Below are 25,311 nucleotides of genomic sequence, written 5' to 3'. Positions count from 1 at the left end.
TTAGCTAGACTTTCCTAAAAGAGATAATTGAGAATTGGTGGCTACGGCGAGATTCGAACTTGCGACCCCATCATTATGAGTGATGTGCTCTAACCAACTGAGCTACGTAGCCTTGCTATTCTCTTCCCTCTCAGGAAGTGGCGCGTATTATGCGTATATGACTCGCTACCGTCAACCCCTTTTTTACTAACTTTTTTTAAATGCTCATTAAGTGTGCGCATTAGGGTGAAATACGCACAAAAAGCCGTGAAATTGAACAACTTGCACCGGTTAAAGCACCTATTTACCATGTTTTATTACTGGACTTTGTTTGGTAATAACACACGTCAATAGGGCGCGGACCATAGGCATTGTCATGAAAAAACGGGTTATCTAAGTTTTTTCCCGTGTTTGTCCGTTTTTGGTATTCTTCATGATGCGGTGTTTGTAAAAAATAGGGCGTGGCGGTATTTGCATGTACAAAAGCCTGCTTTATTTTACTTTCTTGCGTGATGTCATCTAGTACGCCACCTGTGTCTCTATTCCCTCTTGGTAATTTTTGAAGCGCATCCATACCTTGCACTACGCGGCCTATGACCGACATATTTCTGTCTAAGTGGCGCGGCGCTTGGCCAATGACAATATAAAACTCTGTGCTGGCAGTGTCTTTTTCACTATTGCGGGCAAACGCCACAACGCCCGGGCAGTGAAGTCCCCACATTTCTTGACGATTGTTATCGACTCCCACAGGGAACCCATCTAAAAAGCCGGTATTCGGCGCAAACATATCATTGGTTTCTACCAGGTTTACATTGCTATTCAGCGGCTGGGTGAACTCTGCTTTAATGGGGCTTAGAAGAGATGGCGAGAATTTATTGGCATCGTGAGTATCGTTGCTGCCGGCCTGTGCGACAAAACCGTCCACGACGCGATAAAACGCCTGTTCATTGTAAAAGCCCGCTTCAATCAAGGCTTTAAATCTTGCGACATGTGTTGGTGCAAGGGTAGGGTGGAGCGCAATAACCACATCACCATACGCTGTCTTAAATGTCACAGTATTACCCTGAGGTACTTGATACCAACTTGCGTTATTACTATGAAGTCTAGCGTTATGTGCAAGTGCAGGTATTTTTTCTTTCACATTACTGCTTACTGACGTGGTGTGATCTTGGTTGCGCGTGTTGTTGACGTCAGCAAGGGCAAAGTTAGTCATCAAACTTACTGCTGCGAAAATAAGCGGTACGGCTTTATTTGAAAATGTACGTGTAGTGGTGTTTGTAGACGTTTTCTTTAACGTGCTGCGGGGGCGCTTGAAATACATTTTTGATCCCTTTTCGTTTTTATTATTTTATATCAGGCTAGACGGCGCTTCACAATTACCCGCCAGAAACAAAAAAGCCACCCGGAGGTGGCTTTAAAAAGAATACATCACTACATCTAAAACATTAAACGTTAAACGTTAAAGCGGAAGTGAATTACGTCGCCATCTTTAACGATGTAGTCTTTACCTTCCAGACGCCATTTACCGGCATCTTTAGCACCTTGTTCGCCATTGAATTCAACGAAGTGCTCATAACCAACGATTTCAGCGCGGATAAAGCCTTTTTCGAAGTCGGTGTGAATTTTACCCGCTGCCTGTGGTGCAGTTGACCCTTCAGGGAAGGTCCATGCGCGCACTTCTTTTACGCCCGCAGTGAAGTAAGTTTGCAGTGTAAGCAGGCTGTAGCCCGCGCGAATAACACGGTTAAGACCCGGCTCTTCCAAGCCCATGTCTTGCATGAACTCTTCACGTTCGTCGTCTTCAAGTTCTGCAATATCAGACTCGATAGCCGCGCATACCGCAACGACAGTGGCATTTTCGCCTGCTGCAATTTCTTTTACCTGATCAAGATACGGATTGTTTTCAAAACCGTCTTCATTCACGTTTGCAATGTACATGGTTGGCTTAAGGGTAAGCATGTTCATGTAGCTGATGGCTGCAAGCTCTTCTTTAGTCAGCTCAAGTGAACGCAGTAATAAGCCTTCATCTAGGTGCGGCTTAATCTTCTCAAGTACTTTCATTTCGTACTTGGCATCAGCATCACCGCCTTTTGCGCGCTTAGCAACGCGGTGAAGTGCTTTTTCTGTGGTTTCTAAGTCAGCAAGTGCAAGCTCGGTATTAATAATGTCGATGTCGTCTTTAGGGCTAACGCGACCTGCTACGTGAACAATGTTCTCATCGTCAAAGCAGCGCACTACGTGACCGATAGCGTCAGTTTCACGGATGTTGGCGAGAAACTTGTTGCCTAAACCTTCACCTTTAGAGGCACCCTCAACCAAGCCAGCAATGTCTACGAATTCCATGGTGGTAGGAATAACGCGCTGTGGTTTTACAATTTCAGCCAACTTGTCCAAACGAAGATCTGGCACAGGAACAACCCCTGTGTTTGGCTCGATAGTACAAAACGGGAAGTTTGCCGCTTCAATACCTGCTTTAGTTAATGCATTGAAAAGTGTTGATTTACCTACGTTTGGTAGGCCAACAATACCGCATTTAAAACCCATGGTATGGATCCTTAGTTTGGAAAAGTGATAACTGGCTAAAGGCTACCCTTTATGCGAGTGTAGCCTGTTTTGTGCTTGCTTAAGGTCTTCTTTCAGCAAAATTTCTGTACAGCGTACCGCTTCATCAATGGCACTTTCAATGGCTGCTTTTTCTTCTGCTGGTGGTTTACCCAGTACATGACCGGTAACGCGGCTTTTATGTCCTGGATGACCAATACCTATACGCAAACGCAAAAAATTCTTGTTGTTACCCATGTTAGCCACAATGTCTCGTACGCCATTTTGGCTCGAGCTACCGCCCACTTTGTATTTTGCTACACCAGGTGGCAAATCTAACTCATCAAACGCAACTAATATTTGTTCTGGTTCTATGCGGTAAAAATTAGCCAGTGCTGCTACAGCTTGTCCACTTTTATTCATAAAAGTAGTGGGGTAGAGCAAACGGATATCTTTACCAGCAACGGTAATGCGAGCTGTCTTACCGAAGAATTTGGTTTCTGGTTTTAGCGGGGCGTTGTAGGTGTCGGCAAGTTGGTTGAGAAACCATTCACCGGCATTGTGTCGGGTATTTTCATATTCGGGGCCTGGATTACCCAGACCCACGATAAGGCGGATATCAGCCAAGAGGATTATTCCTCAGAAGCTGCTTCTTCGCCGTCTTCTGCGTCAGCCGCTTTAGGAGCAGGCTTAACAGTTACAACCGCTAGGTCGTGAGCTTCGTCGTTCTTCGCAAGTTCTACTGAAGAAACACCTGCTGGAAGCGTTAGGTCAGAAAGGTGTACAGTTTGACCCATTTCAACAGCAGCCATATCTACTTCGATGAACTCAGGAAGATCCTTAGGCTGACAAGTTACTTCGATTTCAGTAACGTGGTGCTCAGCAATACCGCCAGCTTTAACTGCTGCAGATTTTTCTTCGTTTACGAAGTGAAGTGGTACGTTAGTGTGAACGTCTTGACCAGCGATTACACGTTGGAAGTCAATGTGTGTGATCTTTGGCTTGTACGGGTGACGTTGCATATCTTTAACTAGAACTTCAACAACTTTACCGTCAAGGTTTATCTCAAGAACGTGAGAATAAAACGCTTCAAAGTCAGCTGAGTTGTTTACTTTGTTATGATCTAGTGTGATAGAAACTGGCGCTTCTTCACCACCGTAGATGATACCAGGTAGCTTATCTTCGCGACGTAGGCGGCGGCTCGCACCTTTCCCTAGGTCTGTACGAACAGAAGCGTCTAGTTTGAAATTTGCTTCAGACATTGTCTGTCTCCAAAAATATAAAGTGTAATGATGTGAGTTTTTGCGACCAAAACCCACGTAAATGGATATAAATTGCGCTTAAACACTGTTTTATGCGCAATAAAACACCAGCCCAAAATTCAAGGGCGGCGAATTCTAACACCACCCACCAAAACATACAATTGCCAACACAGATAAAAAATAAGCGGGCTTATTTCGTCAGTACCACTCTGTAGTGCGCTTTACCTTCTCTTAGTCGCTCAATGGCGTCGTTGACATCGTCAAACTTAAACGTTTCGGTAACAGGTTCAATGTTGTGATGCGCTGCAAAATCTAGCATGGTTTTGATGGTAGCGGGGCTACCTACTGGTGAACCCGACACACTTTTCTGACCGCCAATTAAATTAAATGCACCGATATCCAGAGGCTCAAGTGTGGCTCCCACAAAGTGGAGTCGCCCTTTAGGCGCAAGCGTCGAGAGGTACAAATTCCAATCTAGTTTTACATTCACCGTCGATATAATTAAGTCGAACCGACCACGCGCACCTTTAATCTCGCTTTCATCACGACTGTTAATCGTTTCTGACGCACCCAGCTCTAACGCTTCTTTCTTTTTAGATTCGCTTGAGGTAAATGCGACAACCTTACATCCCCACGCATTTAAAAACTGCAGGGCAAGGTGCCCTAGGCCGCCAATACCAACTACGCCCACTTCACTGGTTGGACTAATACCAAACTGGACAAGTGGGTTGAAGACAGTAATACCGCCGCAGAACAATGGGCCCGCTTTAGTGCTATCGATAGCATCGGGTAGGGGAATAACCGCACGGGCTTGGGCACGCACTTTATCAGCAAATCCACCATGGCGACCACCTATGGTCATGGTTGCATCGGCACACAGGTTGTGGTCGCCTTCTTCGCAGGTTCTGCAGCTATTGCAATAGCCTGAATGCCAACCAAGGCCCACACGCTGACCTACTTTAAGGGAGGTGACATGCTCGCCCACTTGGCTAATGGTGCCTACAACTTCATGGCCTGGCACGAAAGGATACTCCGTCATACCCCATTCGTTGTCTAACATGCTCAAGTCACTGTGGCAGATACCACAGTTCTCGACGTCTATTTCAACATCATGTGAACCAAGTTCACCGGGGTCGTATTGAAACTTTTCCAGTTTTCCGCCCGCTTCTTTAGCGGCATACGCATTTATCATCAATGATTATCCTTTTAGTGTTGATTTGCACGACTGACGTGAAAGCAAAAAATCGTTATTTGCAGTATAGGTTGCTACATTCTTCGCGTAATTCTCGATCATTGTGTTTGCAGGTTATCAATCACTTTACTGGTATCGAGTACCTTAACGCTTGATATCTGAAGTACCGTACCGAATTGGGTAATGGTCATCATTTCAGGCTTAGTTGTGCCTTTAACTTCAACGATAAGGCCGTTCTTTTGATAGGTTTCATCAAGGCCATGTAGCGTATAGCGCCCGCCGTCCTCAGCAATAAAGGCATAAAAACCACCTTCTAAGTCTTTGTATATAATGCTGCCTGTCATGGTCACTTCGCCTTTTACATTTTCTTCAACCGCTTCGGCTTGAGTAACAGGTTCAGCAACAAGTTCTTTAGGCACAGATTCTGCCTCAGACTGTATTTGCTTTTCTTTATCTACCATTGTGACGTCCTTATTCTCTTCATCCGAAGAGCAAGCGATAAGTGTAAGTGCAGAAGTGAACATGAGTGCTAGTTTTAGTCGATTGTTTTTCATTCTTTTATTCCTCTTTCAATTGAGTATAGGGCATTTATATTAGCGCTGAAAAAACGGTAAATCACAAATTGAGCAAGGTACTGCCCATCAACTCTTTTCCCAAAAAACAGTCTTCCACGCCGTTTAGGTAATTTCTACAAAAAACACAGAATCGTATACATTTTTTTTTACACTACAGCAGAAAATCGCGCTTATATAAGATAGAAGTAAAGTTTACGAATTCTCTTAATGAGACAAGGATACGCTTGAATAAAACCGCATGTATTTACCGCTATAAAAAGGCGCTCTATTAATTGATTTTAAAAATATGTTTAACTGATCATCTAGTAAATGCATGAAATTAAAGTGATTTTTAACCTTGTTGTTAGCGGCATTGTTTTTCACATTTTCTCAATTAATTACGTTGAGTCAGACAGTACAGCATTTTTTCTATTTTGCGGAAGTTGAGTTTTGGAAGGGGGTTGGCACAGACTCTGCAATATTCACAATGGTTTATGTAATGACTCCAATAGGGTTATCTACGATTAATCCAACGTCGATGTATTACATATCAAACATACCTTTAACTAGGGTTATCCAAAGCAACGTTTTTAAGGAGAGAAAATGAAGCATTTAACTAAAATTTTTGCAGTATCGAGCTTGGCGCTCGCGGCAAGTGCATGTGACGTTAATAAAACTGATGACGGTGAAATGCCTAATGTCGACGTTGAATCTGGCGAATTACCTGAATATGAAGTAAAGAAAACCGATGACGGCAAAATGCCAGATATTGACATTGAGGGCGGTGAGCTGCCTGAGTATGACGTAGATACGGTAGACGTTGATGTAAGAACAGAGACTAAGGAAGTTGAAGTGCCTGTTGTTGACGTAGACATGCCCGAAGACGATGAAAAGGACGACATTGATAATTAATCAATGCTTTGTATAAAAGAAGCGAGTGAAACAATGCTATCAAAAGACATTGTCTCACTCGCTTTTTCGTATGAGTTAGTACTCAAACATTGCTGAAATAGATTCCTCGTTGCTGATGCGACGAATGGTTTCAGCAAGCATTTCAGACAAAGTAAGCTGTTTTACTTTTCCGATTTGCTTCATCTCTGCACTTAATGGGATAGAGTCGGTAACGATAATTTCGTCAATCACAGACTCTTTTAAATTGGTCGCTGCGTTACCTGAAAAGATAGCGTGCGTCGCGTAAGCATAAACACGGCGAGCACCGTGCGCTTTAAGCGCTTCTGCCGCTTTTGCAAGCGTACCACCTGTATCGATCATGTCGTCGACAATGATGCAGTCTCTGTCTTTTACGTCACCAATGATGTTCATTACCTGAGCTACGTTCGCTTTAGGCCGACGTTTATCGATAATGGCAAGGTCGGTGTCGTTAAGTAGCTTCGCCGTAGCGCGTGCGCGTACAACACCACCAATGTCAGGAGAGACGACTACAGGGTCGGCAAAGTCTCGTCTTACCATGTCAGCAAGAAGGATAGGTGTACCGAATGCATTATCCACCGGAACATCAAAGAAACCTTGAATCTGTTCGGCGTGTAGGTCGATAGTAAGTACGCGGTCAACACCAACGTTAGACAGGAAGTCAGCCACTACTTTCGCAGTAATTGGCACCCTAGCTGAACGAACACGACGGTCTTGGCGTGCATAACCAAAGTAAGGAATTACTGCTGTAATACGACCAGCCGATGCGCGACGCAGTGCGTCGATCATCACAATCAATTCCATTAGGTTATCGTTAGTAGGCGCACACGTAGACTGTATAATAAAAACGTCCGAGCCACGGACGTTTTCATGAATTTCTACGCTAATTTCACCGTCACTGAAACGGCCAACTTTGGCATTTCCAAGTTTGGTGTAGAGGCGATCGGCAACTTTCTGGGCAAGTTCTGGTACGGCATTACCTGCAAAGAGCTTCATATCTGGCACAAGTGGTTCCTCAGTGCGTTGATAAAAGAGGTTTGGCTGGGGTAGCAGGACTCGAACCTACGAATGGCGGGATCAAAACCCGCTGCCTTACCAACTTGGCTATACCCCAATTTTTAAGTTCTTGTCCGATGTGGCGTACACGCTATTTTTGTTGTTCTAATTTGTCTAATAGTGGTGAGCGATTCACACCTTTTGCGACAAAACTCTGCCAAGCTTCAGGCATTTGAGCCCTAACTTGTTCGGCTAAAGTGTAGTCAGAAAAAGTGGCAAACACGCATGCACCTGTGCCCGTCATTCGCGACGGTGCGTAGTGTACCAACCACTGTAATAATTTTGCAACTTCAGGATAGCGATTCGCGACTAATTGCTGACAATCATTCCAAGTTTTTTCAAATTTGTAGTCTTCCCAGCGTATCGCAGGTGTATTTCTGGGCAAATCTGGCGAAGTAAATACCTCTGCTGTACTTACGTGAACATTCGGGTTGGCCACAAGAAAAAACTGTTCTTGTTGAGGTGCAGGCGTTATCTCTTCTCCCACACCGCCGGCAAATGCTGTCAGCCCCCGCACAAAAATAGGCACATCAGCGCCTAGAGCCAACCCAAGCTCAGCCAGTTCATCTTCACTTAACCCCGTGTTCCATAGATGATTAAGCGCCACTAGCGTGGTTGCTGCGTTAGATGACCCCCCGCCAATGCCGCCACCCATGGGAAGGCGCTTGTCAATTGAAACAACGACGCCCTTATTACATTTGGTTTTTGTTGCCAGTAGTCGTGCTGCTTTTATTATCAAGTTATCGTCGTCTGGTACGCCAGCCAATGGCGTTTCCATGCGAATAGTTGTGTCGCCTGTGTTTACATCAAAGGCAAGCATATCGCCGTAGTCCAGCATTTGAAATAAGCTTTGAAGCTGGTGATAGCCATTGTCGTATCGACCAAGTATGTGTAAGAAAAGATTAAGCTTAGCGGGAGATGGCCACCAATCTTTGGGTTTAGTAACAGATGTATTCACTACAAAGTCCACTGATAAATTTTAATTTTAAGCTGGGTTTGAGGCATGCTCGGTGTTTCGTTCTGAGTAAGGGTTATGCTGTGAGGCAGCCACACAGAACTTCCATCCTCAAGTCTAACACTTCCATAGTTGCCATAATCAACCTGCCAATTGCGACAACCTTGGCAATAGCTTTCAAGGGTATTAACGAGCCCTTTTTCGGTGAGCGTGAATTTATCACCGTCCAGGGGTAGGCCTTTCACCCAAGACAACAGTGATTCTACCGGAATGACCATTCCCGTAATTTGGTAAATAAGCGGTTCTGGCAGGGCATCCACATACGTTTCGCCGTCGGCCTCCAATATGGACTGCTGCTTAGTAACGTTCAGGTTAACTAAGCTTACGCCTAAAAAATTGGTTAATCGAAAATCAAAATCACCGGAATCGTTTTTCCAAACCAAATTAAGACTGGCCGCTTCTTTTCCCTGGCGGAAAGCGATTTTTCCGCGCATTTGCCATTGGTGTACGTCTGCAACCTTTTCAAGTTGAGCCGTGAGGTTGACCGCGTTTTCTGGGCCTTTGGGAGCAGTCGTACATGCACTTAATATAAAGCAAAGGACGAACAACGAGAAATATAAGCGAATCATCGCGGCATGTTACCTGTATAAAAATAAAACACATTTAGTAGTGACATTATGGGAACACAGTTTCACCAACACTTTCAATCATTTTGGGTTTTTCGTACAATGCCGCTCCGACGTTGCCAGCACAGATTTTGATGACATTACTCGCCCTTGGTATTAACCATAAAACAGCCCCTGTAGCACTTCGCGAAAAAGTGGCCTTTACACCAGACTCTCTGGTGGAAGCGCTTGCGAGTTTAAAAAAGCTAGACGGGGTAGACGAGTCAGTCATCGTATCGACCTGTAATCGCACCGAGCTCTACGTCAATACACAAGACGACAGCGGCGAAAAGCTTCTACAATGGCTAAGTGACTTCCATCACTTAGAAGTAGAAGAAATTGCGAATAACAGCTATGTACTCGCGCAAGATGAAGCGGTAAAGCACATCATGCGTGTAGCCAGCGGGCTTGATTCTCTTATTTTGGGCGAGCCTCAAATATTGGGGCAGGTAAAGCAAGCGTTTGGCGATGCGAAGCACTCAGGTATGATCAGCAGCGAGTTTGACAAGCTGTTTCAACATACGTTTTCCGTAGCAAAACGCGTTCGCAGTGAAACAGATATCGGTGCTAATGCGGTGAGCGTGGCTTATGCAGCGGTTCAGCTAGCAAAGCACATTTTTGCTGAGCTGCCCAAGCGTTCTGTATTACTCGTAGGCGCCGGTGAAACCATTGAGTTAGTGGCTCAGCATTTAAAAGAGCAGGGTGTGAGTTGTTTGGCCGTGGCGAACAGAACGATAGCGCGGGCAGAGGCCTTAGCTCAAACATTAGATGCGAGCGTATTTACCTTGTCGCAAGTACCAGAGCACTTAAAAGACTTTGATATCGTGATAAGCTCTACGGCTAGCCAGTTGCCTTTAATTGGCAAAGGCATGGTTGAGAAAGCCCTAAAGCAGCGTAAAAACATGCCTATGTTTTTGGTGGACCTCGCCGTACCACGGGATATCGAATCGGAAGTCAATGAGTTAGGCGATGCCTACCTTTATACGGTTGATGATTTGCAGCACATCGTTCAAAAGAATTTAGAAAACCGCGAACAGGCAGCAAAAGAAGCGGAAAAGCTCATCGACAAGCAAGCGGGCGACTACATGACGTGGAAGCAGTCGCAGCAATCAATAGATTTAGTAAGACAGTATCGCCAAAAAGGCATGGCGCAGCGCGACGATATTGTGGAAAAAGCCAAAGCGCAATTAGCGGAAGGTAAGAATGCCGAAACGGTATTAGAAGAAATGGCGTACAAATTAACGAATGCGCTGTTGCACCCAACTACCCTAGCGTTACGCGAGGCAGCCATGCACGACGACCCGGCGTTAAGCCGATGGATGGGACAAGCATTAGATTTATCTGACTTTTCGTCAGATGATAATAAATAAGGTAATAAGAAGCATATGAAAGAGTCGGTAGTTAGGAAACTCGAACACTTAGTCGAGCGTTTCGAAGAAGTTCAGGCGTTGCTCGGCGACCCTGGAGTTATCGGCGATCAGGATAAGTTTCGCAACTTGTCTAAAGAGTTCAGTCAGCTAGAAGACGTGGTTGCAGGCTTCAATGCTTATCAGCAAGCACAAGAGAATTTAGCGTCAGCACAAGAAATGTTGAACGAAGACGACGCTGAAATGCGGGAGATGGCACAGGAAGAGATGAAAGAAGCCAAGGCGGAAATTGAGCGCCTTGAAACAGAGCTTCAAGTGTTACTTCTGCCGAAAGATCCGAACGATGACAACAACTGCTTCTTAGAAATTCGTGCTGGTGCAGGTGGTGACGAAGCGGCAATTTTCGCCGGTGACTTGTTCCGCATGTACAGTCGTTATGCTGAAAGTCGTGGATGGCGCGTAGAATTGGTCAATGCCAATGAAGGCGAGCACGGCGGTTATAAAGAAGTGATTGCGAATGTTAGCGGCGACGGCGTCTACGGCGTTTTGAAATTCGAATCGGGTGGCCACCGTGTGCAGCGTGTACCAGAAACCGAGTCGCAAGGCCGTATTCACACTTCGGCGTGTACTGTTGCAGTGTTGCCTGAAGTACCAGAATCACAGGCCATTGAGATTAACCCAGCGGAGCTTCGTATCGATACCTTCCGAGCATCAGGTGCGGGTGGTCAGCACGTTAACAAAACAGACTCTGCTATTCGTATTACTCACTTGCCAACGGGCTTGGTGGTAGAATGTCAGGATGAGCGCTCGCAGCACAAAAACCGGGCGAAGGCGATGTCGGTACTTCAAGCACGCTTAAATCAAATTGAAGAAGAAAAGCGTGCGGCAGAAGAGGCGTCTACCCGTAAGAGCCTCGTTGGAAGTGGTGACCGTTCTGAGCGAATTCGTACTTATAACTTCCCCCAAGGACGGGTAACCGACCACCGTATCAACCTGACTATCTATCGTTTAGATGAGGTAATAGAAGGTGACTTAAAGCAGCTGGTTGACCCAATACTGCAAGAGCACCAGGCCGATCTGTTAGCGTCTCTATCTGACGAATAACGCTATCTGATAAACAGACAATGCGCATAGACGAAGCTCTATCATGGGCTATAAAGCAATTAGAGGGTGGAGAATCACCCTCTGTTGACGCTAAAGTGATACTTGCCAATATTCTTGAAAAGTCTCAAACCTTTCTTTTCACTTGGCCAGACAAAACCTTAGACGCGCTTCAAACAAACCAGTTCAAAGACGCAATAGCTAGACGCAGGCAGGGTGAGCCGGTAGCGTACATTGTTGGTAAGCGCGATTTTTGGACTCTCTCACTTTTCACGTCTTCTCACACACTCATTCCACGCCCAGATACTGAAGTTCTCGTTGAGCAAGTGCTTAATTGGGCGAATGAAAACGAACGTAAAAACTTAGCCATATGTGACTTGGGAACAGGAACAGGTGCTATTGCCTTGGCACTCGCCAGTGAACTGCCACAAGCGTCAGTGACAGGCGTAGACTTTCAAACGGAAGCAGTTAAACTCGCAACGCGCAATGCGCAAGCAAATGGAATTAGCAATGCCCGTTTTTTACAAAGCGATTGGTTCCACTCACTCAAAGATCATACCTTCGACATAATAGTATCGAACCCTCCCTACATTGAAGAGACTAGCCCCTATCTCAACGAAGGCGACGTGCGCTTTGAACCCAAAACAGCGCTCACGTCTGGCCTAGATGGTTTAAATGACATTAAGCATATAATTAACGCCGCCCCCCAGTTTCTTAATAAAGGTGCGCTTTTAGCGTTTGAGCATGGCTTTAACCAAGGTGATGCAGTCAGAAATCTGCTGTTGGCGTCAGGATTTACAGCGGTAAAAACGGTGAGAGATTACGGCGATAATGACAGGGTTACTGTTGGGCTCTGGGAATAACGTCTAACTATTTAGCGTCTGTAAACGGTTTTTAAGTTAGGGCGTGTTGATCTTCATAGTTGCAGACTTGCTAATATTATGTTTTACATTAGTATTAATTCGAGCTGTAAATTACCAAGCGCTAATGCAAAAAATACTTATACAACAGGAAGTTCATAATGAGTGATGACTTTTTCTTCGCAGAAGACGACGATGAAATCGAAGTTGATGATTTAGGTCGTTGGAAAATACTCATCGTTGACGATGAACCTGAAGTTCATGCGGTGACGAAATTAGCGCTAAACGACTTTAATTTAAATGGAAAAACCCTCGAGTTTGTCAGTGCCTACAGCGGTGAAGAAGCGAAAGCAATTTTCAAAAGTCATGACGACATTGCGGTTGTGCTGCTCGATGTCGTTATGGAAACCGACGACGCCGGGCTCAAAGTCGCCGAATACGTCAGAAACGAATTAGATAACCACTTCACCCGCATCATTCTCAGAACGGGGCAACCTGGTCAAGCTCCCGAAAAAGACGTGATTATCAATTACGATATCAATGACTATAAGTCTAAAACGGAACTGACTGCACAGAAGCTTTTCACGGTAATTATCGCGGCACTTAGGTCATATCGTGACATCATAGTGATAGAAGAAAATCGACGCGGTTTAGAGAAGATCATCGATGCTTCAGTGGATTTGTTTTCGTCACGTTCTCTAGAAAAGTTCATGCAAGGCATTATTCAACAGCTCGCATCTATCTTGGGCTGTTCAAAAGATGCGGCATACATAACGACGGCGGTAGCCACTACATCCCGCACCCTTAATTCTGCGAATAATAAATTAGACGAGGACGAACTTTACGTATTTGCCGGTAACGGCGAGTATGCCAGTAAAGAAGGCGTGCCGTTGAAAGATGCTATCAGTGAGGGAGAGTACGCGTTATGTGCGAAGGCAATGCGTGAGAAGCAGATTGTTTACGCCGAAGATCACGTGGTGGCCTATTGCAACAGCAAAAGCCATAACGGAGCACTTCTTTATCTATCTGGTCTGCCTCGCAGAATTGGCGAGAGCGACCGCCATCTTGTTAAGCGCTTTTCTGACAGTGTTCAGCTGGCATTCGATAATGTGTTAAAAACCGTTGACGTCGAGGCCACACAAAAAGAAATCATTGAACGGTTAGGGCGAGCACTGGAACATGAGCGCAGTGGTTCTAACAACCTGCGAAGAATGGTGGAAATGGCGCGGGTTCTCGCAAAAAAAGTAGGGCTGGATGAGCACACAATACGCGAACTCAGCCTAGCGCTGCCGCTTCATGACATTGGTACATCTATTGTGCCGAAGTCCATTTTGCAAAAATCTACCCCTTTGTCTGAAGAAGAAATATTCAAGATCAGGCAACACGCAGAGTTTGGATACCAAATTTTACAAGACTCTGATCGTCCGACCATTCAGTTAGCAGCCATGCTTGCTAAACAACATCATGAGCGCTGGGATGGTAAAGGATATCCCGACGGATTAAAGAGAGAAGAGATTGATATTAAAAGTCGTATTGCCACTTTAGTTGATGTCTTTGATGCATTATTGAATGAACGACCTTACAAGCCTGCATGGTCTACCGATAAGGTAAAGGCGGTGCTTATAGAAGAAAAAGGAAAACACTTTGATCCCCATCTGGTTGAGTGTTTATTAGACGATTTGCCCACGTTTATGGATATACAAATGCAATACGCAGATGAAAAGTAACCCAACCTGAACGGTAGTGGTAAACATTTCATCACGGCGAGACTTACGCCAAATAGGAACGCTTCCTAGGGCGATAATAATAAGCAAATAAATCGTGACATATTATTGCGTTTTATAAGGCATTTCCTTGTTATTTACACTGTATTATACGCTACAATACGTCACTGAACGCGTGCTCAATTTTAAGAAAAAACAGGTGCTAAATAGTGCCTGTTTTTTTACCACAGCATGTTGCATGTAAATTAGATTCTGTCCAGATTAAGTAAAACCGAACACACTTTTTTACCATGGCATCAGGCTGCTTATTTATAAAAACAGGAATTAGACTATGTATATGATGGCTAAACATCTCCACTTAACTGCTGTTGCCTTAAGCATCTTATTTTTTATCTTCCGTTTTATTTGGAGTCAGTTAGATGCATCCGCACTTTCAAAAAAGTGGGTAAAAATACTCCCCCACATTATTGATACAGTGCTGTTGGCGAGCGCAATATGGTTGTGTGTCATTTTATCTCAGTACCCCTTTGCCAATGCATGGTTAACGTTCAAATTAGTTGGCGTAGTGCTTTATATTGTTTTCGGGCTGTTTGCACTTAAAAAGGCGAAAACGACGTTAAGTAAGTGGGCCTTTTTCGTTGCTGCTATTGCTGTATTGATGGCAACAGCCATGGTTGCTGTCACCAAACAACCTCTTTTTTAAGATTTAACTGGAAATAGATAATGTCTGAATCTCAACAGATTATTAGTGTAGGCAACGTCGATGTTGCCAACCATTTGCCTTTCGTTCTATTCGGCGGAATGAACGTACTTGAGTCTCGTGAGCTCGCTATGCGCATAGCCGAGCACTATGTTGAAGTAACCCAAAAGCTAAACATCCCTTACGTTTTCAAAGCCTCATTTGATAAAGCAAACCGTTCTTCGGTTACCTCATATCGAGGGCCTGGAATGGAAGAGGGGCTACGTATTTTTGAAGAGATAAAGTCGACGTTTAACGTTCCACTTATCACCGATGTACACGAACCACATCAAGCTGCGCCAGTGGCCGAGGTGGTGGATGTTATTCAGCTACCTGCTTTTTTGGCACGCCAAACAGACCTTGTAGTTGCAATGGCAAAGACAGGTAGCGTCATTAACGTTAAAAAGCCTCAATTTTTAGCGCCCCATGAAATGCGCCATATTATTGGAAAGCTAGGCGAAGCAGGTAATGATAAGGTCATCCTTTGTGAACGCGGCAGCTGCTTTGGCTACAACAATTTAGTTGTGGATATGCTTGGCATGGACGCAATGAAAGAATATGCGCCAGTAATATTCGATGCGACGCATGCACTTCAAATGCCAGGCGGTCGCGCGACATCGGCAGACGGTCGTCGTGCGCAAGCGGCACAGCTAGCAAGAAGCGGTATGGCGTTGGGTTTAGCAGGTCTTTTCATTGAGGCACATCCTAACCCTGATGAAGCGTTATGTGACGGACCTTGTGCATTGCCGTTGGCTAAACTAGAGCCTTACTTACAGCAAATGAAAGCGTTAGATGAATTAGTGAAAGGTTTCGACCCGTTAGATACGAGTAATACCTAAGCAAGTGTTGATGGCGTATGCCGGTGCAAGCACCGGCATGCGTATCAGGTGTGTGAGGTGCTTATTCCGCTTCGGAAACGTTTATGCGCTCTTCACCTTTAGCCATTGCTAATAAGTTCTTGTGAAGCTGAACTTGGATCTCTTCAGCTAAAATTGCTTTTGATTGTTTCTTAACAACGATGTGTGCATCGTTTTCTGGCAATACTTCAGCCATTTTTACGCTGGTCATTGCCGTGTTGATTAACGATTGTAGATTGATCTTTTCTGGTTGTGCGTTAGCATTTGCAGCAGCGCTTGCGAAAGCCATTACAGAAACGCTAGCTAATAGTAGTTTTTTCATTTTCACACCTAATAAAAATAATTAAAAAATTGTTGATGAATGTTAAAGTGTTTAACATTTAATCATCATAATATACTGAAATTAAATGCTCTTTTTTAATTTCGGGTGAATTATAGTCAGTGGGTGGTGAAAAATAAAACGAGTAAAAGTATGGGTTGTCATTAGAAAAACTAATGAAATTGTCATGCTTCAGTCACACTGGATTAAAAACGATATATGCATCGACGTTTACCCCCTCTCAATGCCCTAAAGTCTTTTGAAGCAGCGGCGCGCCATTTAAGTTTTACTAAGGCGGCCGATGAGCTGTTTGTTACCCAAGCAGCGGTCAGTCATCAAATTAAAGCGCTTGAAGATTTCTTATCGATGAAACTGTTTCTGCGAAGAAACAGAACCTTGCTTCTCACCGAAGAAGGTCAGGCTTATTTTCTAGAACTGAAAGACATCTTCAAGCACTTACAAGATGCAACAGAAAGACTGCTTGCTAAGGGCAGTAAAGGTGCCATTACGGTGGCCATGCCACCGAGCTTCGCAAGCCAGTGGTTGGTTCCTCGTATTCATAAGTTTAGTTTGGCACATCCAGATATTGATGTACGCATCAAAGCGGTAGACTTTGACGAGGGGTTTTTAGAAGACGATGTGGACGTTGCAATTTATTACGGTAAAGGTCGTTGGGCTGGTCTGCAAGCTGATCAGCTACACCGAGAGTTTTTAACGCCCCTTTGCTCACCAATGCTTTTTCAAGGCCCAAAGCCTTTGTCTAGCCTGTCTGATTTACGGCACCACGTGCTGCTTCACGACTTAAGCCGCACAGCATGGAAAAATTGGTTAAAGCACGTGGGCGTCATTGGTGTGAATGTTAACCAAGGTCCCGTTTTCAGTCACTCTATGCTGGTGTTGCAGGCTGCAGCATTAGGTCAAGGCATTGCGTTAGGCAATACGGTATTGGCGAGGCCCGAAATCGAAGCAGGGCGGTTAGTGATGCCTTTTGAAGAACGAGTAGAGAGTCGCGATGCGTTCTATTTGGTATGCGAAGAGTCTCAGGCTGAATTAGGTAAAATTGCCGCTTTCAGAGAGTGGATTTTAGCACTGGTTGAAGCGGAACAAGAGGACTTGCTGTAACATGGACAATGCAAACTCAAAGGAAGACCTAACCAACACCGTCCAGGCATCTATTTTTGACATTGACGTGCATGAGGCCAGTGCACCTATTGCTTGCTTGATATTGGGACACGGTGCGGGGGCGGGAAAAGAGCACGAGTTCATGCAGGCTATGGCGAAAGCGCTTGTTGCTAACGGCATTTCAACGGTGCTTTTTAATTTCCCTTACATGCAAACCATTAAAGCGACAGGCAAGCGCAGACCCCCAGACAAAGCCGATAAACTTATGTCACACTTCATGGCAGTAATAGAGGCATGTAGCAGAGATAATAAAGCCTTGAATGATTTGCCTGTTTTTATCGGTGGAAAATCGATGGGCGGCCGCATGGCAACTATGGTGTATGAAGCGACGAGCAATGTAAAAGGCGCGATAGCACTGGGTTATCCATTCCATCCACCTGGTAAGCCAGAGAAAACGCGAACTGAACATCTGCAAACGGCGTCAAAACCTTTGCTGATTATTCAGGGGGAACGAGATACCTTTGGTACTAAGAGCGAAGTAGAAAGTTACAAAGAACACAGCGTGTTATCTACAGACATTGAATGCGTCTTTTTAGAAGACGGCGATCATAGCTTCAAGCCTCGCAAAGCAAGCGGTAAAACGCAGCAAGAACATATTATCAGCGCTGCCGAGTTAACAAGGGCGTTTATACACCGTGTCTTGACGTAATAATGGCGATGATCACACCAAAAACGAAAGCGAAAGATTAATTTAATGAAAAAAGTAAATCCCAGTTCAGCCAACGTTGCTAGGCCGTACCTTATTTCAGGTGCACTATTAGCGGGCTTAGCCGTTATGTTAGGCGCATTTGGCGCCCATGGATTAAAAAGCGTGTTAACTGCACAGCAGCTCAACACTTTTGAAATTGGCGTGCGTTATCAAATGTATCACGCGTTAGCTTTATTGCTTCTGCCTGCATTGTCAGAGGTTGTCGCATCAACGTGGATCAATCGTGTGGCGTTTTGTTTTGTTGCTGGTACGGTTTTGTTTAGCGGTAGTTTATACGCGCTAGCGATAACCGGTATTAAAGGATTCGGGCCGATAACACCCGTAGGTGGCATGTTCTTTATTATCGGATGGGGGCTGTTAGTGATTGGGCTAATAAAGAGACAGAGTGTTACAAAACAACAGCAGGAAGGCCAGAACGGCACCCATCGAGAATCGGAGACAGGTGATGTCTAGTACTAGTATTTTGGGTTATTGCCGACCTGGTTATGAAAACGATACGGCTAATGAACTGACCTCCAGATACGGTGAAGCCCAGTGTTATGGCTACCCTGTTTCTAAGAAGAACAGCGGCTTCATTCTCTACCACTTATACGATGCCGCTCAGCTAGAGCACACTATTAAACAGTTTGCGGTTCACGAGAGCATTTTTCCTCGCCAGCTAGTGGCTGTTTTTGCCACACTCACCGACATTGCAAAAGAGGATAGAGTGGGGCAAGTGCTTGAGGTATTGCAAGACATAGACAAGCCTTTTCCTATTTTTGGGGTTATTGATGTTGAATACCCTGACACCGAGGAGGGTAAAACCCTCGCTAAGTTTTGCCGCAAGTTTACCGTGCCGCTTCGCCAAGCCTTAAGAAAAGCAGGATGGCTTACCGCTAAAGAGAACCTCGGCAAGCCCAAACTGCATATTTTCTTCGAGTCATTTGAAACTTGCCATATTGGCTATACATTGCCTAACTACGCAAGCCCAGATCACTTAGGTATATGCCGATTAAAGTTCCCAAGTGATGCGCCAAGCCGATCTACCCTTAAACTGGAAGATGCGCTTGTGAATATGCTCACCGACAAACAGCAAACGAAAGTCCTTCGAGATGGCGGGCGAGCTGTGGACTTGGGTGCATGCCCTGGAGGGTGGACTTACCAACTTGTCAAGCGTGGCATGTATGTTGAAGCCATCGATAATGGCCTTGTTGCCGACAGTTTAATGAGTACGGGGCTGGTTGAACATCACGCCGCAGACGGGTTTACATATCGACCACAATTTGGTCGTGTAGATCTCCTTGTATGTGATATGATAGAGCAACCCGATAGGGTAGCGAAGTTAATGGGTGATTGGTTAGTAAAGCACTGGACCACTCATGCCATTTTTAATTTAAAGCTACCTATGAAGCAGCGTTATGAAACGGTCGTTGAGGCCATGACGGTGCTTAAAGGCCGATTGAATGCACTAGAAGATGCATTTGCGGTGAAGGTGAGACATCTCTACCACGACAGAGATGAAGTTACAGTAACGATTGTTCGCACTTCAAAAGATGAGGTGTGATTTTGTTGTTGCTCAAAAAATGTCATTAACTGATTAGTTTTTGATATTTAAGAAAAATTTTTAATGCTGGCGCAGATTTAAGCTAACGAATTTTAGGTTTATGCTAAAAAAGGTGTAAATCTGGTATAGAAATCCTTTATAATCTCGCCGTTTTTTTACTCTGAACCAATGAAAGTGAACTAATGTCAGACTTATCTTTATACAGAAACATTGGTATTTTCGCCCACGTAGACGCGGGTAAAACTACCACAACAGAACGTATCTTGAAGCTTACTGGTAAAATCCATAAAACTGGTGAGGTTCACGATGGTGAATCAACAACCGACTTCATGGAACAGGAAGCAGAGCGCGGTATTACTATCCAGTCAGCAGCAACAACCTGTTTCTGGAAAGACCACCGTATGAACATCATCGATACTCCGGGACACGTTGACTTTACAGTTGAAGTATATCGTTCACTTAAAGTTCTTGACGGCGGTATCGGTGTATTCTGTGGTTCTGGCGGTGTTGAGCCTCAGTCGGAAACTAACTGGCGCTATGCTAACGAATCAGAAGTTGCACGTGTAATCTTCGTAAACAAACTAGACCGCATGGGTGCAGATTTCTACCGTGTTGTTGGCCAAGTTAAGAAAGTACTTGCTGCTAACCCACTAGTAATGACGCTTCCTATCGGTATCGAAGACGAATTCAAAGGTGTTGTTAACCTTCTAGATATGAAAGCGTACATCTGGGACGATTCAGGTCTTCCTGAAAACTACGAAGTTGTAGACATCCCTGCAGACATGGTTGAGAAAGCGCAAGAATACCGTGAGCAAATGATCGAAACTGCTGTTGAGCAAGACGATGACCTAATGATGGCTTACATGGATGGCGAAGAGCCGTCTCTAGAAGACATCAAGCGTTGTATCCGTAAAGGTACTCGCGATATGTCTTTCTTCCCAACATACTGTGGTTCTGCATTCAAAAACAAAGGTATTCAGCTAGTTCTTGACGCGGTTGTAGACTTCCTACCTTCTCCTACAGAAGTAGATCCACAGGATCTTACTGACGAAGAAACAGGTGAGCCTACTGGTGAAGTTGCAACAGTATCTGTTGACGAGCCGTTCCGTGCGCTTGCGTTCAAAATCATGGATGACCGTTTTGGTGCCTTGACTTTCGTACGTATTTACTCTGGTAAGCTGAACAAGGGTGACACCATCCTTAACTCTGCTACAGGTAAAACTGAACGTGTTGGCCGCATGGTAGAAATGCATGCGAACGACCGTACAGAGCTATCATCTGCACAGGCAGGTGACATCATTGCTATCGTGGGTATGAAGAACGTTCAAACTGGTCACACACTGTGCGATCCTAAGAACCCTTGTACTCTAGAGCCAATGATCTTCCCTGAGCCAGTAATCTCAATTGCTGTTAAGCCAAAAGACAAAGGCGCTAACGAAAAGATGTCTCTTGCTATCGGTAAACTAGTAGCAGAAGATCCATCTTTCCAAGTTGAAACTGACGAAGATTCAGGCGAAACCATCCTTAAAGGTATGGGTGAGCTTCACTTAGATATCAAAGTAGACATCTTGAAGCGTACTTACGGCGTTGAGCTTATTGTTGGTCAACCGCAGGTTGCTTACCGTGAAACGATTACGCAAGCTGTCGAAGATAGCTACACGCACAAGAAGCAGTCTGGTGGTTCTGGTCAGTTCGGTAAGATTGATTACCGCATCCGTCCTGGAGAAACTAACACTGGCTTTAAGTTTGTATCTTCGGTTGTTGGTGGTAACGTACCTAAAGAATTCTTCCCTGCCATCGAAAAAGGCTTTAAGTCTATGATGGAAGTAGGTCCTCTAGCGGGTTACCCAGTACTAGACGTTGAAGTTGAGCTATACGACGGTGGTTTCCACGCAGTTGACTCATCTGCAATCGCGTTCGAAATCGCAGCGAAAGGTGCATTCCGTCAGTCAATGCCTAAAGCAGGTCCTCAAATTCTTGAGCCAATCATGAAAGTGGACGTGTTCAGCCCAGAAGACAACGTGGGTGACGTAATCGGTGACCTTAACCGTCGTCGTGGTATGATTAAAGACCAAGAAGCTGGCGCTACTGGCGTTCGCATCAAGGCTGACGTACCTCTATCTGAGATGTTTGGTTACATCGGTCACCTACGTACTATTACATCTGGTCGTGGTCAGTTCTCTATGGAATTCAGCCACTACACAGCATGTCCTCAGAACGTAGCTGATAAAGTAATCGAAGAAGCGAAAGCACGTAAAGCTGCTAAGTAATTAGCCTTTACGAACGTAAGCTGACGTAGGTCAGCTTACGCTTCAATAAAGATTTAAAAGCCGGTCGCATGACCGGCTTTTTTATATCTACAGCACTACGATTTAGTACATTTTATACGGCAGAAATTTCCCTGACATAACAACGCTGACACGGTCGCCTTTAGGATCGTTTTCGCGCTGTAAATCCATAGAAAAATCAATTGCACTCATGATGCCGTCGCCAAACTCTTCATGAATTAATTCTTTTAACGTTGTGCCATACACACTCACCAATTCATACCAACGATAAATAAGTGGATCGGTAGGGACTTCTGTAGGTAACGAGCCTTTGTAAGGCACGATTTGAAGCCAAGCAATCGCTTCATCGGTAAGCTCAAGTAGCTCACCCACGGCCTCGGCTTGCTGTTTTGTCATGGCCATTTGCCCTAAACAAGCGGCGGTGCTCCACTCTTTCGACTGACCAACAACTTCTGCAATATGGCTCCATTTTATGCCTTTCAAAATTTTGGCTGACTGGACCATCTCGGTAACTTGGGTTCTTGATGTAATCATTTGCATTTCCTTAAAGGGTTAGTTAAACACAATGAGCGTAACGAGATTGCTGAAAACAAGTGCGAGCACGAGCAATCTGTACACAAAAAGGGGATGTCGTTTCACTAATGGCTCATAGGCCGTTTGGTGTGATGGATTTGGGTAGCGAAGAGAAAAGATAAACTCAGACAGTGATGAGTAGCGTTTATCGGGGTTTACATGTAATGCCCGTTTGAGAGCGTTATCAACCCATGCCGGGATAGGCCGCATGGGGTCTAACGCGGTTTCGTATTTTAGTTTTTTCTGATCAGCTAGGGTGCGACAATGCGCGAGTTTTGTTGAGTAGGGGTAGCGTCCACACAAAAGGTAATAGGTCAGTACAGCTAAAGAGAATAAATCAGAACGCTCTGTGCCTATATTACCTAAGAAGTATTCTGGCGCAGCAAAAAGTGCCGCGCCAGGAATAGGTGTGTGACTGTAAAGGCTGGGGGCATCGACTAAAGCTGCTGAGCCAAGATCAATAAGGGTACAGTGCCCTTGCGCGCTTATTATTATATTCTCTAAGCGTATGTCTCGGTGAAGAATGCCTTGCCGATGTAATGCTTGTAAGCCTTTGCCTACTTGCTCAACAATAGTTCTAACCTGCTCCAAAGAGGGCGTTGGGTTATCAATGGCCCATTGAGCCAGTGTTTGGCCTTGTACGAACTCACTGATACTATAAATGGCTGAAGGCGCGTGTGGTAAACCTAAATCAGCGAACGTTGGGCTTTTTATAAGATGTACCGAGTTCACCCGTCTTGAAAACCAGCTTTCTATTAGAAAGCCGCTTAGCATTTCTTGAGATTGAGTAAAATCGGTAGCCGGTGTTTTAACCACAACAGTGCGGTGAGTACGCGTTTCTTCCGAAGCAGGAATGGTTGAAACAAAAGTATGGCTTCGTGCCGACGTATAAAGCTGTCGCTCAATTTTAATTCCATCAGTTTCATCACCAGTCTTTAGTTCTTTAAGTTCGGTGAGGACGGGGGCCCCGCTTTGGCGTAACGTTAGGGGAAAGTGCTCGCACTTATCAACATCACTAAAATGACCAGTTTGGATGTGAACAAGTATCAGCGTCAGGTTGTCTTCGCTTCCTTTATCAAAAGCCTCGTGTACTACCAATGCAGCTTGGTTTTCGGCCAGCGTCTCTTCGTGATTGATTTTCTTAAGAACACTTGGCAGCGCGACAAATTCGTAAACGCCGTCGGTACTTATTGCAATAGTGCACGGTGAGTCTAGAGTTAACGACATATAGTCGATATCAATACTCGCTTTTGCGCCCAAGGCGTTAGAAAGGTAAGTCTGAAAAGGGGCGCTACAAGAAGCATGACGATGAGGTTGCGTCAGCAAAACCGGGTCGTGTGCATCCTTAAATACAGCCTGAATTTGACTGTCGCCTACGTGAAAGACATCCACGTGATTACCGGTTATAACTGCCACTGATAGGGTGCAAACGTAACCTTTTTCAGGGGTATAACAAAAGGGGCTTTTCTGCGTACGGGTGTAAAGCAGCGCATTAATTTCTCTAATTATGGTCTCAGCGCTCGTTTTAATCGACCATTGCTCAGGCGCGATATCAAACAGTTCTATAAACTGACGAGTCGCAAAATCACTGGCAATCTGACTTACAGTGCTACTACTAACACCATCTGCAATAACAAAAATGCTACTTTGATTACGAGGGTTAGAAGAAAGTCGGTAAACATAAGCATCTTGGTTTATTGACTTAACGCCACGTGTTGAATAAGCACTCACACTCAATTTGTATGGTATCGAATAGTTCCCAATACTTGGCGTTGCTTGCTCACACATGATTGATCGCTTCTTTTCTGCTTACAACATCATCGACTTGATAACTGACATTTGAATAAACGGATAATGCCATCACGACGTGTTTTGTAGATGTTTGTCGTGATGGCTTAAGGATGAGATACCTTAATTAAATGGGCAGCGTTTGCGATGCCGCAGCCTTATCAATGGGGATTGTACGTTTTGGTAGCGTCTTAACGTGTGTGGTATACAGTGTAAGTCCAGTAAAGGCTAATCCACCCACTAAATTACCCAGCGCAGTTGGAATTTCATTCCAGATGAAGTAATCCATAACCGAGAACTCGCCGCCCATAATAAGGCCGAATGGGAAAAGGAACATGTTTACCACTGAGTGCTCAAAGCCCATAAAGAAAAACAGCATAATTGGCATCCACATGGCTAATACTTTGCCGCTTACGTGAGTTGAAATCATCGCGCCGACTACGCCTAATGACACCATCCAGTTACATAGCATGCCGCGAATGAAAATGGTGATCCAGCCCGCAACCCCGTGTTCTGCATAGCCCAGCGTGCGCGCTTCCCCAATACTGGCAACCTTAGTAGCGATAGCGCCACCATCAACGTTGTAGCCCATAGTGAAGATAAACGACATCATAAAAGCAACGGTGAGTGCGCCACCGAAGTTGCCTAAAAATACTAACCCCCAATTTCGCAGAATTTGTTTAGGTGTTACGCCCGGGCGCTGCGCAAGCCAAGCCAGTGGTGTGAGCACAAATACACCAGTTAAAAGATCAAAACCCATGAGGTACAGCATGCAAAAGCCTACCGGGAATAACACTGCGCCAAGAAGAAATACGCCGGTTTGAACGGCAATAGTCACCGCAAACACGGCGGCTAATGCCAAAATTGCACCTGCCATGTACGCGCGGATTAGAGTATCTCGTGTAGACATATAAATCTTTGCTTCACCTGCATCTACCATTTTGGTCGCAAACTCAGCGGGAAGAAGATAAGCCATGGTGTTACCTCACGTTGAAGTTATTAATAAGTTGTCAGTTGAGGTTTAAAAGTTAGCTATCTACATGCTTTTAGAAGATCAAAAAAAGGCGTCCGCAGTGCTCTCCTTAGAAAGAACTGGGGACGCCTTTGTCCAAAACTTGTTCATTGTA

General features: G+C 44.9%; 25 protein-coding genes and 2 tRNA genes. 12 read left to right on the top strand and 15 right to left on the bottom strand.

The annotated features are described in order from the left end of the window. Positions 1–35: 35 nt before the first annotated feature. From GVO63_RS10705 to GVO63_RS10675, 7 genes are all read right to left on the bottom strand, one after another. Positions 36–112 (bottom strand) — tRNA-Met (locus GVO63_RS10705). A 171-nt stretch (positions 113–283) separates the two neighbouring features. After that, positions 284–1,300 carry a peptidylprolyl isomerase gene (locus tag GVO63_RS10700; RefSeq protein ID WP_236552121.1) on the bottom strand — a complete coding sequence of 339 codons (1,017 nt, stop codon included), beginning with the start codon at positions 1,298–1,300 and terminating at the stop codon, positions 284–286. 131 nt (positions 1,301–1,431) lie between these two features. Then, entirely contained in the window at positions 1,432–2,523 is a 1,092-nt protein-coding gene (gene ychF / locus GVO63_RS10695) for a redox-regulated ATPase YchF (RefSeq protein WP_159494132.1), read from the bottom strand. Between the two features lie 42 nt (positions 2,524–2,565). After that, complete coding sequence (gene pth, locus GVO63_RS10690) at positions 2,566–3,147, bottom strand: aminoacyl-tRNA hydrolase (protein WP_159494131.1); 582 nt, start codon at positions 3,145–3,147, stop codon at positions 2,566–2,568. 5 nt (positions 3,148–3,152) lie between these two features. Next, positions 3,153–3,782, bottom strand: coding sequence for a 50S ribosomal protein L25/general stress protein Ctc (locus GVO63_RS10685; protein WP_159579764.1), 630 nt, complete (start codon positions 3,780–3,782; stop codon positions 3,153–3,155). 190 nt (positions 3,783–3,972) lie between these two features. Then, entirely contained in the window at positions 3,973–4,974 is a 1,002-nt protein-coding gene (locus GVO63_RS10680) for an NAD(P)-dependent alcohol dehydrogenase (protein WP_159579762.1), read from the bottom strand. A 98-nt stretch (positions 4,975–5,072) separates the two neighbouring features. Next, entirely contained in the window at positions 5,073–5,528 is a 456-nt protein-coding gene (locus tag GVO63_RS10675) for a ribose-phosphate pyrophosphokinase (protein WP_159579760.1), read from the bottom strand. 603 nt (positions 5,529–6,131) lie between these two features. On the opposite strand from GVO63_RS10675, the gene GVO63_RS10670 reads away from it, so the two are divergent. Then, complete coding sequence (locus GVO63_RS10670; protein WP_159579758.1) at positions 6,132–6,440, top strand: hypothetical protein; 309 nt, start codon at positions 6,132–6,134, stop codon at positions 6,438–6,440. Between the two features lie 75 nt (positions 6,441–6,515). On the opposite strand, the gene GVO63_RS10665 is transcribed toward GVO63_RS10670, so the two are convergent. From GVO63_RS10665 to lolB, 4 genes are all read right to left on the bottom strand, one after another. After that, entirely contained in the window at positions 6,516–7,463 is a 948-nt protein-coding gene (locus GVO63_RS10665) for a ribose-phosphate pyrophosphokinase (RefSeq protein ID WP_159494126.1), read from the bottom strand. A gap of 33 nt (positions 7,464–7,496) precedes the next feature. Then, positions 7,497–7,572 (bottom strand) — tRNA-Gln (locus GVO63_RS10660). Positions 7,573–7,605: 33 nt separating this feature from the next. Further along, on the bottom strand, positions 7,606–8,472 hold the full coding sequence (ispE, locus tag GVO63_RS10655) for a 4-(cytidine 5'-diphospho)-2-C-methyl-D-erythritol kinase (protein ID WP_159579756.1): 867 nt from the start codon (positions 8,470–8,472) through the stop codon (positions 7,606–7,608). Continuing rightward, positions 8,472–9,098 carry a lipoprotein insertase outer membrane protein LolB gene (lolB, locus tag GVO63_RS10650; protein WP_159579754.1) on the bottom strand — a complete coding sequence of 209 codons (627 nt, stop codon included), beginning with the start codon at positions 9,096–9,098 and terminating at the stop codon, positions 8,472–8,474. Before lolB ends, ispE begins: the two co-directional genes overlap by 1 nt. Positions 9,099–9,229: 131 nt before the next feature. On the opposite strand from lolB, the gene hemA reads away from it, so the two are divergent. The 6 genes from hemA to kdsA all read left to right on the top strand — a co-directional run bounded on the left by hemA (position 9,230) and on the right by kdsA (position 15,764). Further along, positions 9,230–10,504, top strand: coding sequence for a glutamyl-tRNA reductase (gene hemA / locus GVO63_RS10645; RefSeq protein WP_159579752.1), 1,275 nt, complete (start codon positions 9,230–9,232; stop codon positions 10,502–10,504). Positions 10,505–10,519: 15 nt separating this feature from the next. Then, complete coding sequence (gene prfA, locus GVO63_RS10640; protein WP_159494123.1) at positions 10,520–11,605, top strand: peptide chain release factor 1; 1,086 nt, start codon at positions 10,520–10,522, stop codon at positions 11,603–11,605. A 20-nt stretch (positions 11,606–11,625) separates the two neighbouring features. Beyond that, a complete protein-coding gene (gene prmC / locus GVO63_RS10635) occupies positions 11,626–12,465 on the top strand; it encodes a peptide chain release factor N(5)-glutamine methyltransferase (RefSeq protein WP_159494122.1) in 840 nt (279 codons plus the stop codon). A gap of 158 nt (positions 12,466–12,623) precedes the next feature. After that, the gene (locus tag GVO63_RS10630) at positions 12,624–14,189 is read left to right on the top strand and encodes a response regulator (protein WP_159579750.1); all 1,566 of its coding nucleotides are present in this window, start codon (positions 12,624–12,626) and stop codon (positions 14,187–14,189) included. Between the two features lie 328 nt (positions 14,190–14,517). After that, positions 14,518–14,889 (top strand): SirB2 family protein, encoded by a 372-nt coding sequence (locus GVO63_RS10625; RefSeq protein WP_159579748.1) that lies wholly within the window; start codon positions 14,518–14,520, stop codon positions 14,887–14,889. 20 nt (positions 14,890–14,909) lie between these two features. After that, positions 14,910–15,764 carry a 3-deoxy-8-phosphooctulonate synthase gene (gene kdsA, locus GVO63_RS10620; RefSeq protein WP_159579746.1) on the top strand — a complete coding sequence of 285 codons (855 nt, stop codon included), beginning with the start codon at positions 14,910–14,912 and terminating at the stop codon, positions 15,762–15,764. A gap of 61 nt (positions 15,765–15,825) precedes the next feature. Here kdsA and GVO63_RS10615 read toward each other — a convergent pair whose 3' ends face one another. Then, on the bottom strand, positions 15,826–16,104 hold the full coding sequence (locus GVO63_RS10615) for a hypothetical protein (protein WP_159494118.1): 279 nt from the start codon (positions 16,102–16,104) through the stop codon (positions 15,826–15,828). A gap of 216 nt (positions 16,105–16,320) precedes the next feature. Here GVO63_RS10615 and GVO63_RS10610 point away from each other — a divergent pair, with 216 nt between their 5' ends. The 5 genes from GVO63_RS10610 (at position 16,321) to fusA (ending at position 21,805) form a co-directional block, all read left to right on the top strand. After that, complete coding sequence (locus GVO63_RS10610; RefSeq protein ID WP_159494117.1) at positions 16,321–17,223, top strand: transcriptional regulator GcvA; 903 nt, start codon at positions 16,321–16,323, stop codon at positions 17,221–17,223. 1 nt (position 17,224) lies between these two features. Then, complete coding sequence (locus GVO63_RS10605; protein ID WP_159579744.1) at positions 17,225–17,932, top strand: alpha/beta family hydrolase; 708 nt, start codon at positions 17,225–17,227, stop codon at positions 17,930–17,932. Between the two features lie 45 nt (positions 17,933–17,977). After that, positions 17,978–18,445, top strand: a complete 468-nt coding sequence (locus GVO63_RS10600) for a DUF423 domain-containing protein (protein ID WP_159579742.1) — start codon at positions 17,978–17,980, stop codon at positions 18,443–18,445. Then, positions 18,438–19,535, top strand: a complete 1,098-nt coding sequence (gene rlmM / locus GVO63_RS10595) for a 23S rRNA (cytidine(2498)-2'-O)-methyltransferase RlmM (protein ID WP_159579740.1) — start codon at positions 18,438–18,440, stop codon at positions 19,533–19,535. Before GVO63_RS10600 ends, rlmM begins: the two co-directional genes overlap by 8 nt. A 182-nt stretch (positions 19,536–19,717) precedes the next feature. Beyond that, positions 19,718–21,805, top strand: a complete 2,088-nt coding sequence (fusA, locus tag GVO63_RS10590) for an elongation factor G (protein WP_159494113.1) — start codon at positions 19,718–19,720, stop codon at positions 21,803–21,805. A gap of 102 nt (positions 21,806–21,907) precedes the next feature. Here the strand turns inward: fusA and cynS are convergent, their stop codons facing one another. The 3 genes from cynS to GVO63_RS10575 all read right to left on the bottom strand — a co-directional run bounded on the left by cynS (position 21,908) and on the right by GVO63_RS10575 (position 25,160). Continuing rightward, positions 21,908–22,357 carry a cyanase gene (gene cynS, locus GVO63_RS10585; RefSeq protein ID WP_159579738.1) on the bottom strand — a complete coding sequence of 150 codons (450 nt, stop codon included), beginning with the start codon at positions 22,355–22,357 and terminating at the stop codon, positions 21,908–21,910. Positions 22,358–22,375: 18 nt separating this feature from the next. Beyond that, a complete protein-coding gene (locus GVO63_RS10580; RefSeq protein ID WP_159579736.1) occupies positions 22,376–24,184 on the bottom strand; it encodes a protein phosphatase 2C domain-containing protein in 1,809 nt (602 codons plus the stop codon). Positions 24,185–24,311: 127 nt separating this feature from the next. Beyond that, positions 24,312–25,160, bottom strand: a complete 849-nt coding sequence (locus tag GVO63_RS10575; protein ID WP_159579734.1) for a formate/nitrite transporter family protein — start codon at positions 25,158–25,160, stop codon at positions 24,312–24,314. Between the last annotated feature and the right edge of the window lie 151 nt (positions 25,161–25,311).

Origin of the sequence: Alteromonas sp. KUL106 (assembly GCF_009811415.1) — a bacterium.
Taxonomy (GTDB): domain Bacteria; phylum Pseudomonadota; class Gammaproteobacteria; order Enterobacterales; family Alteromonadaceae; genus Alteromonas.
The sequence above is the reverse complement of the archived record's forward strand: the minus strand, read 5'-3'. Positions and strand labels throughout refer to the sequence as shown.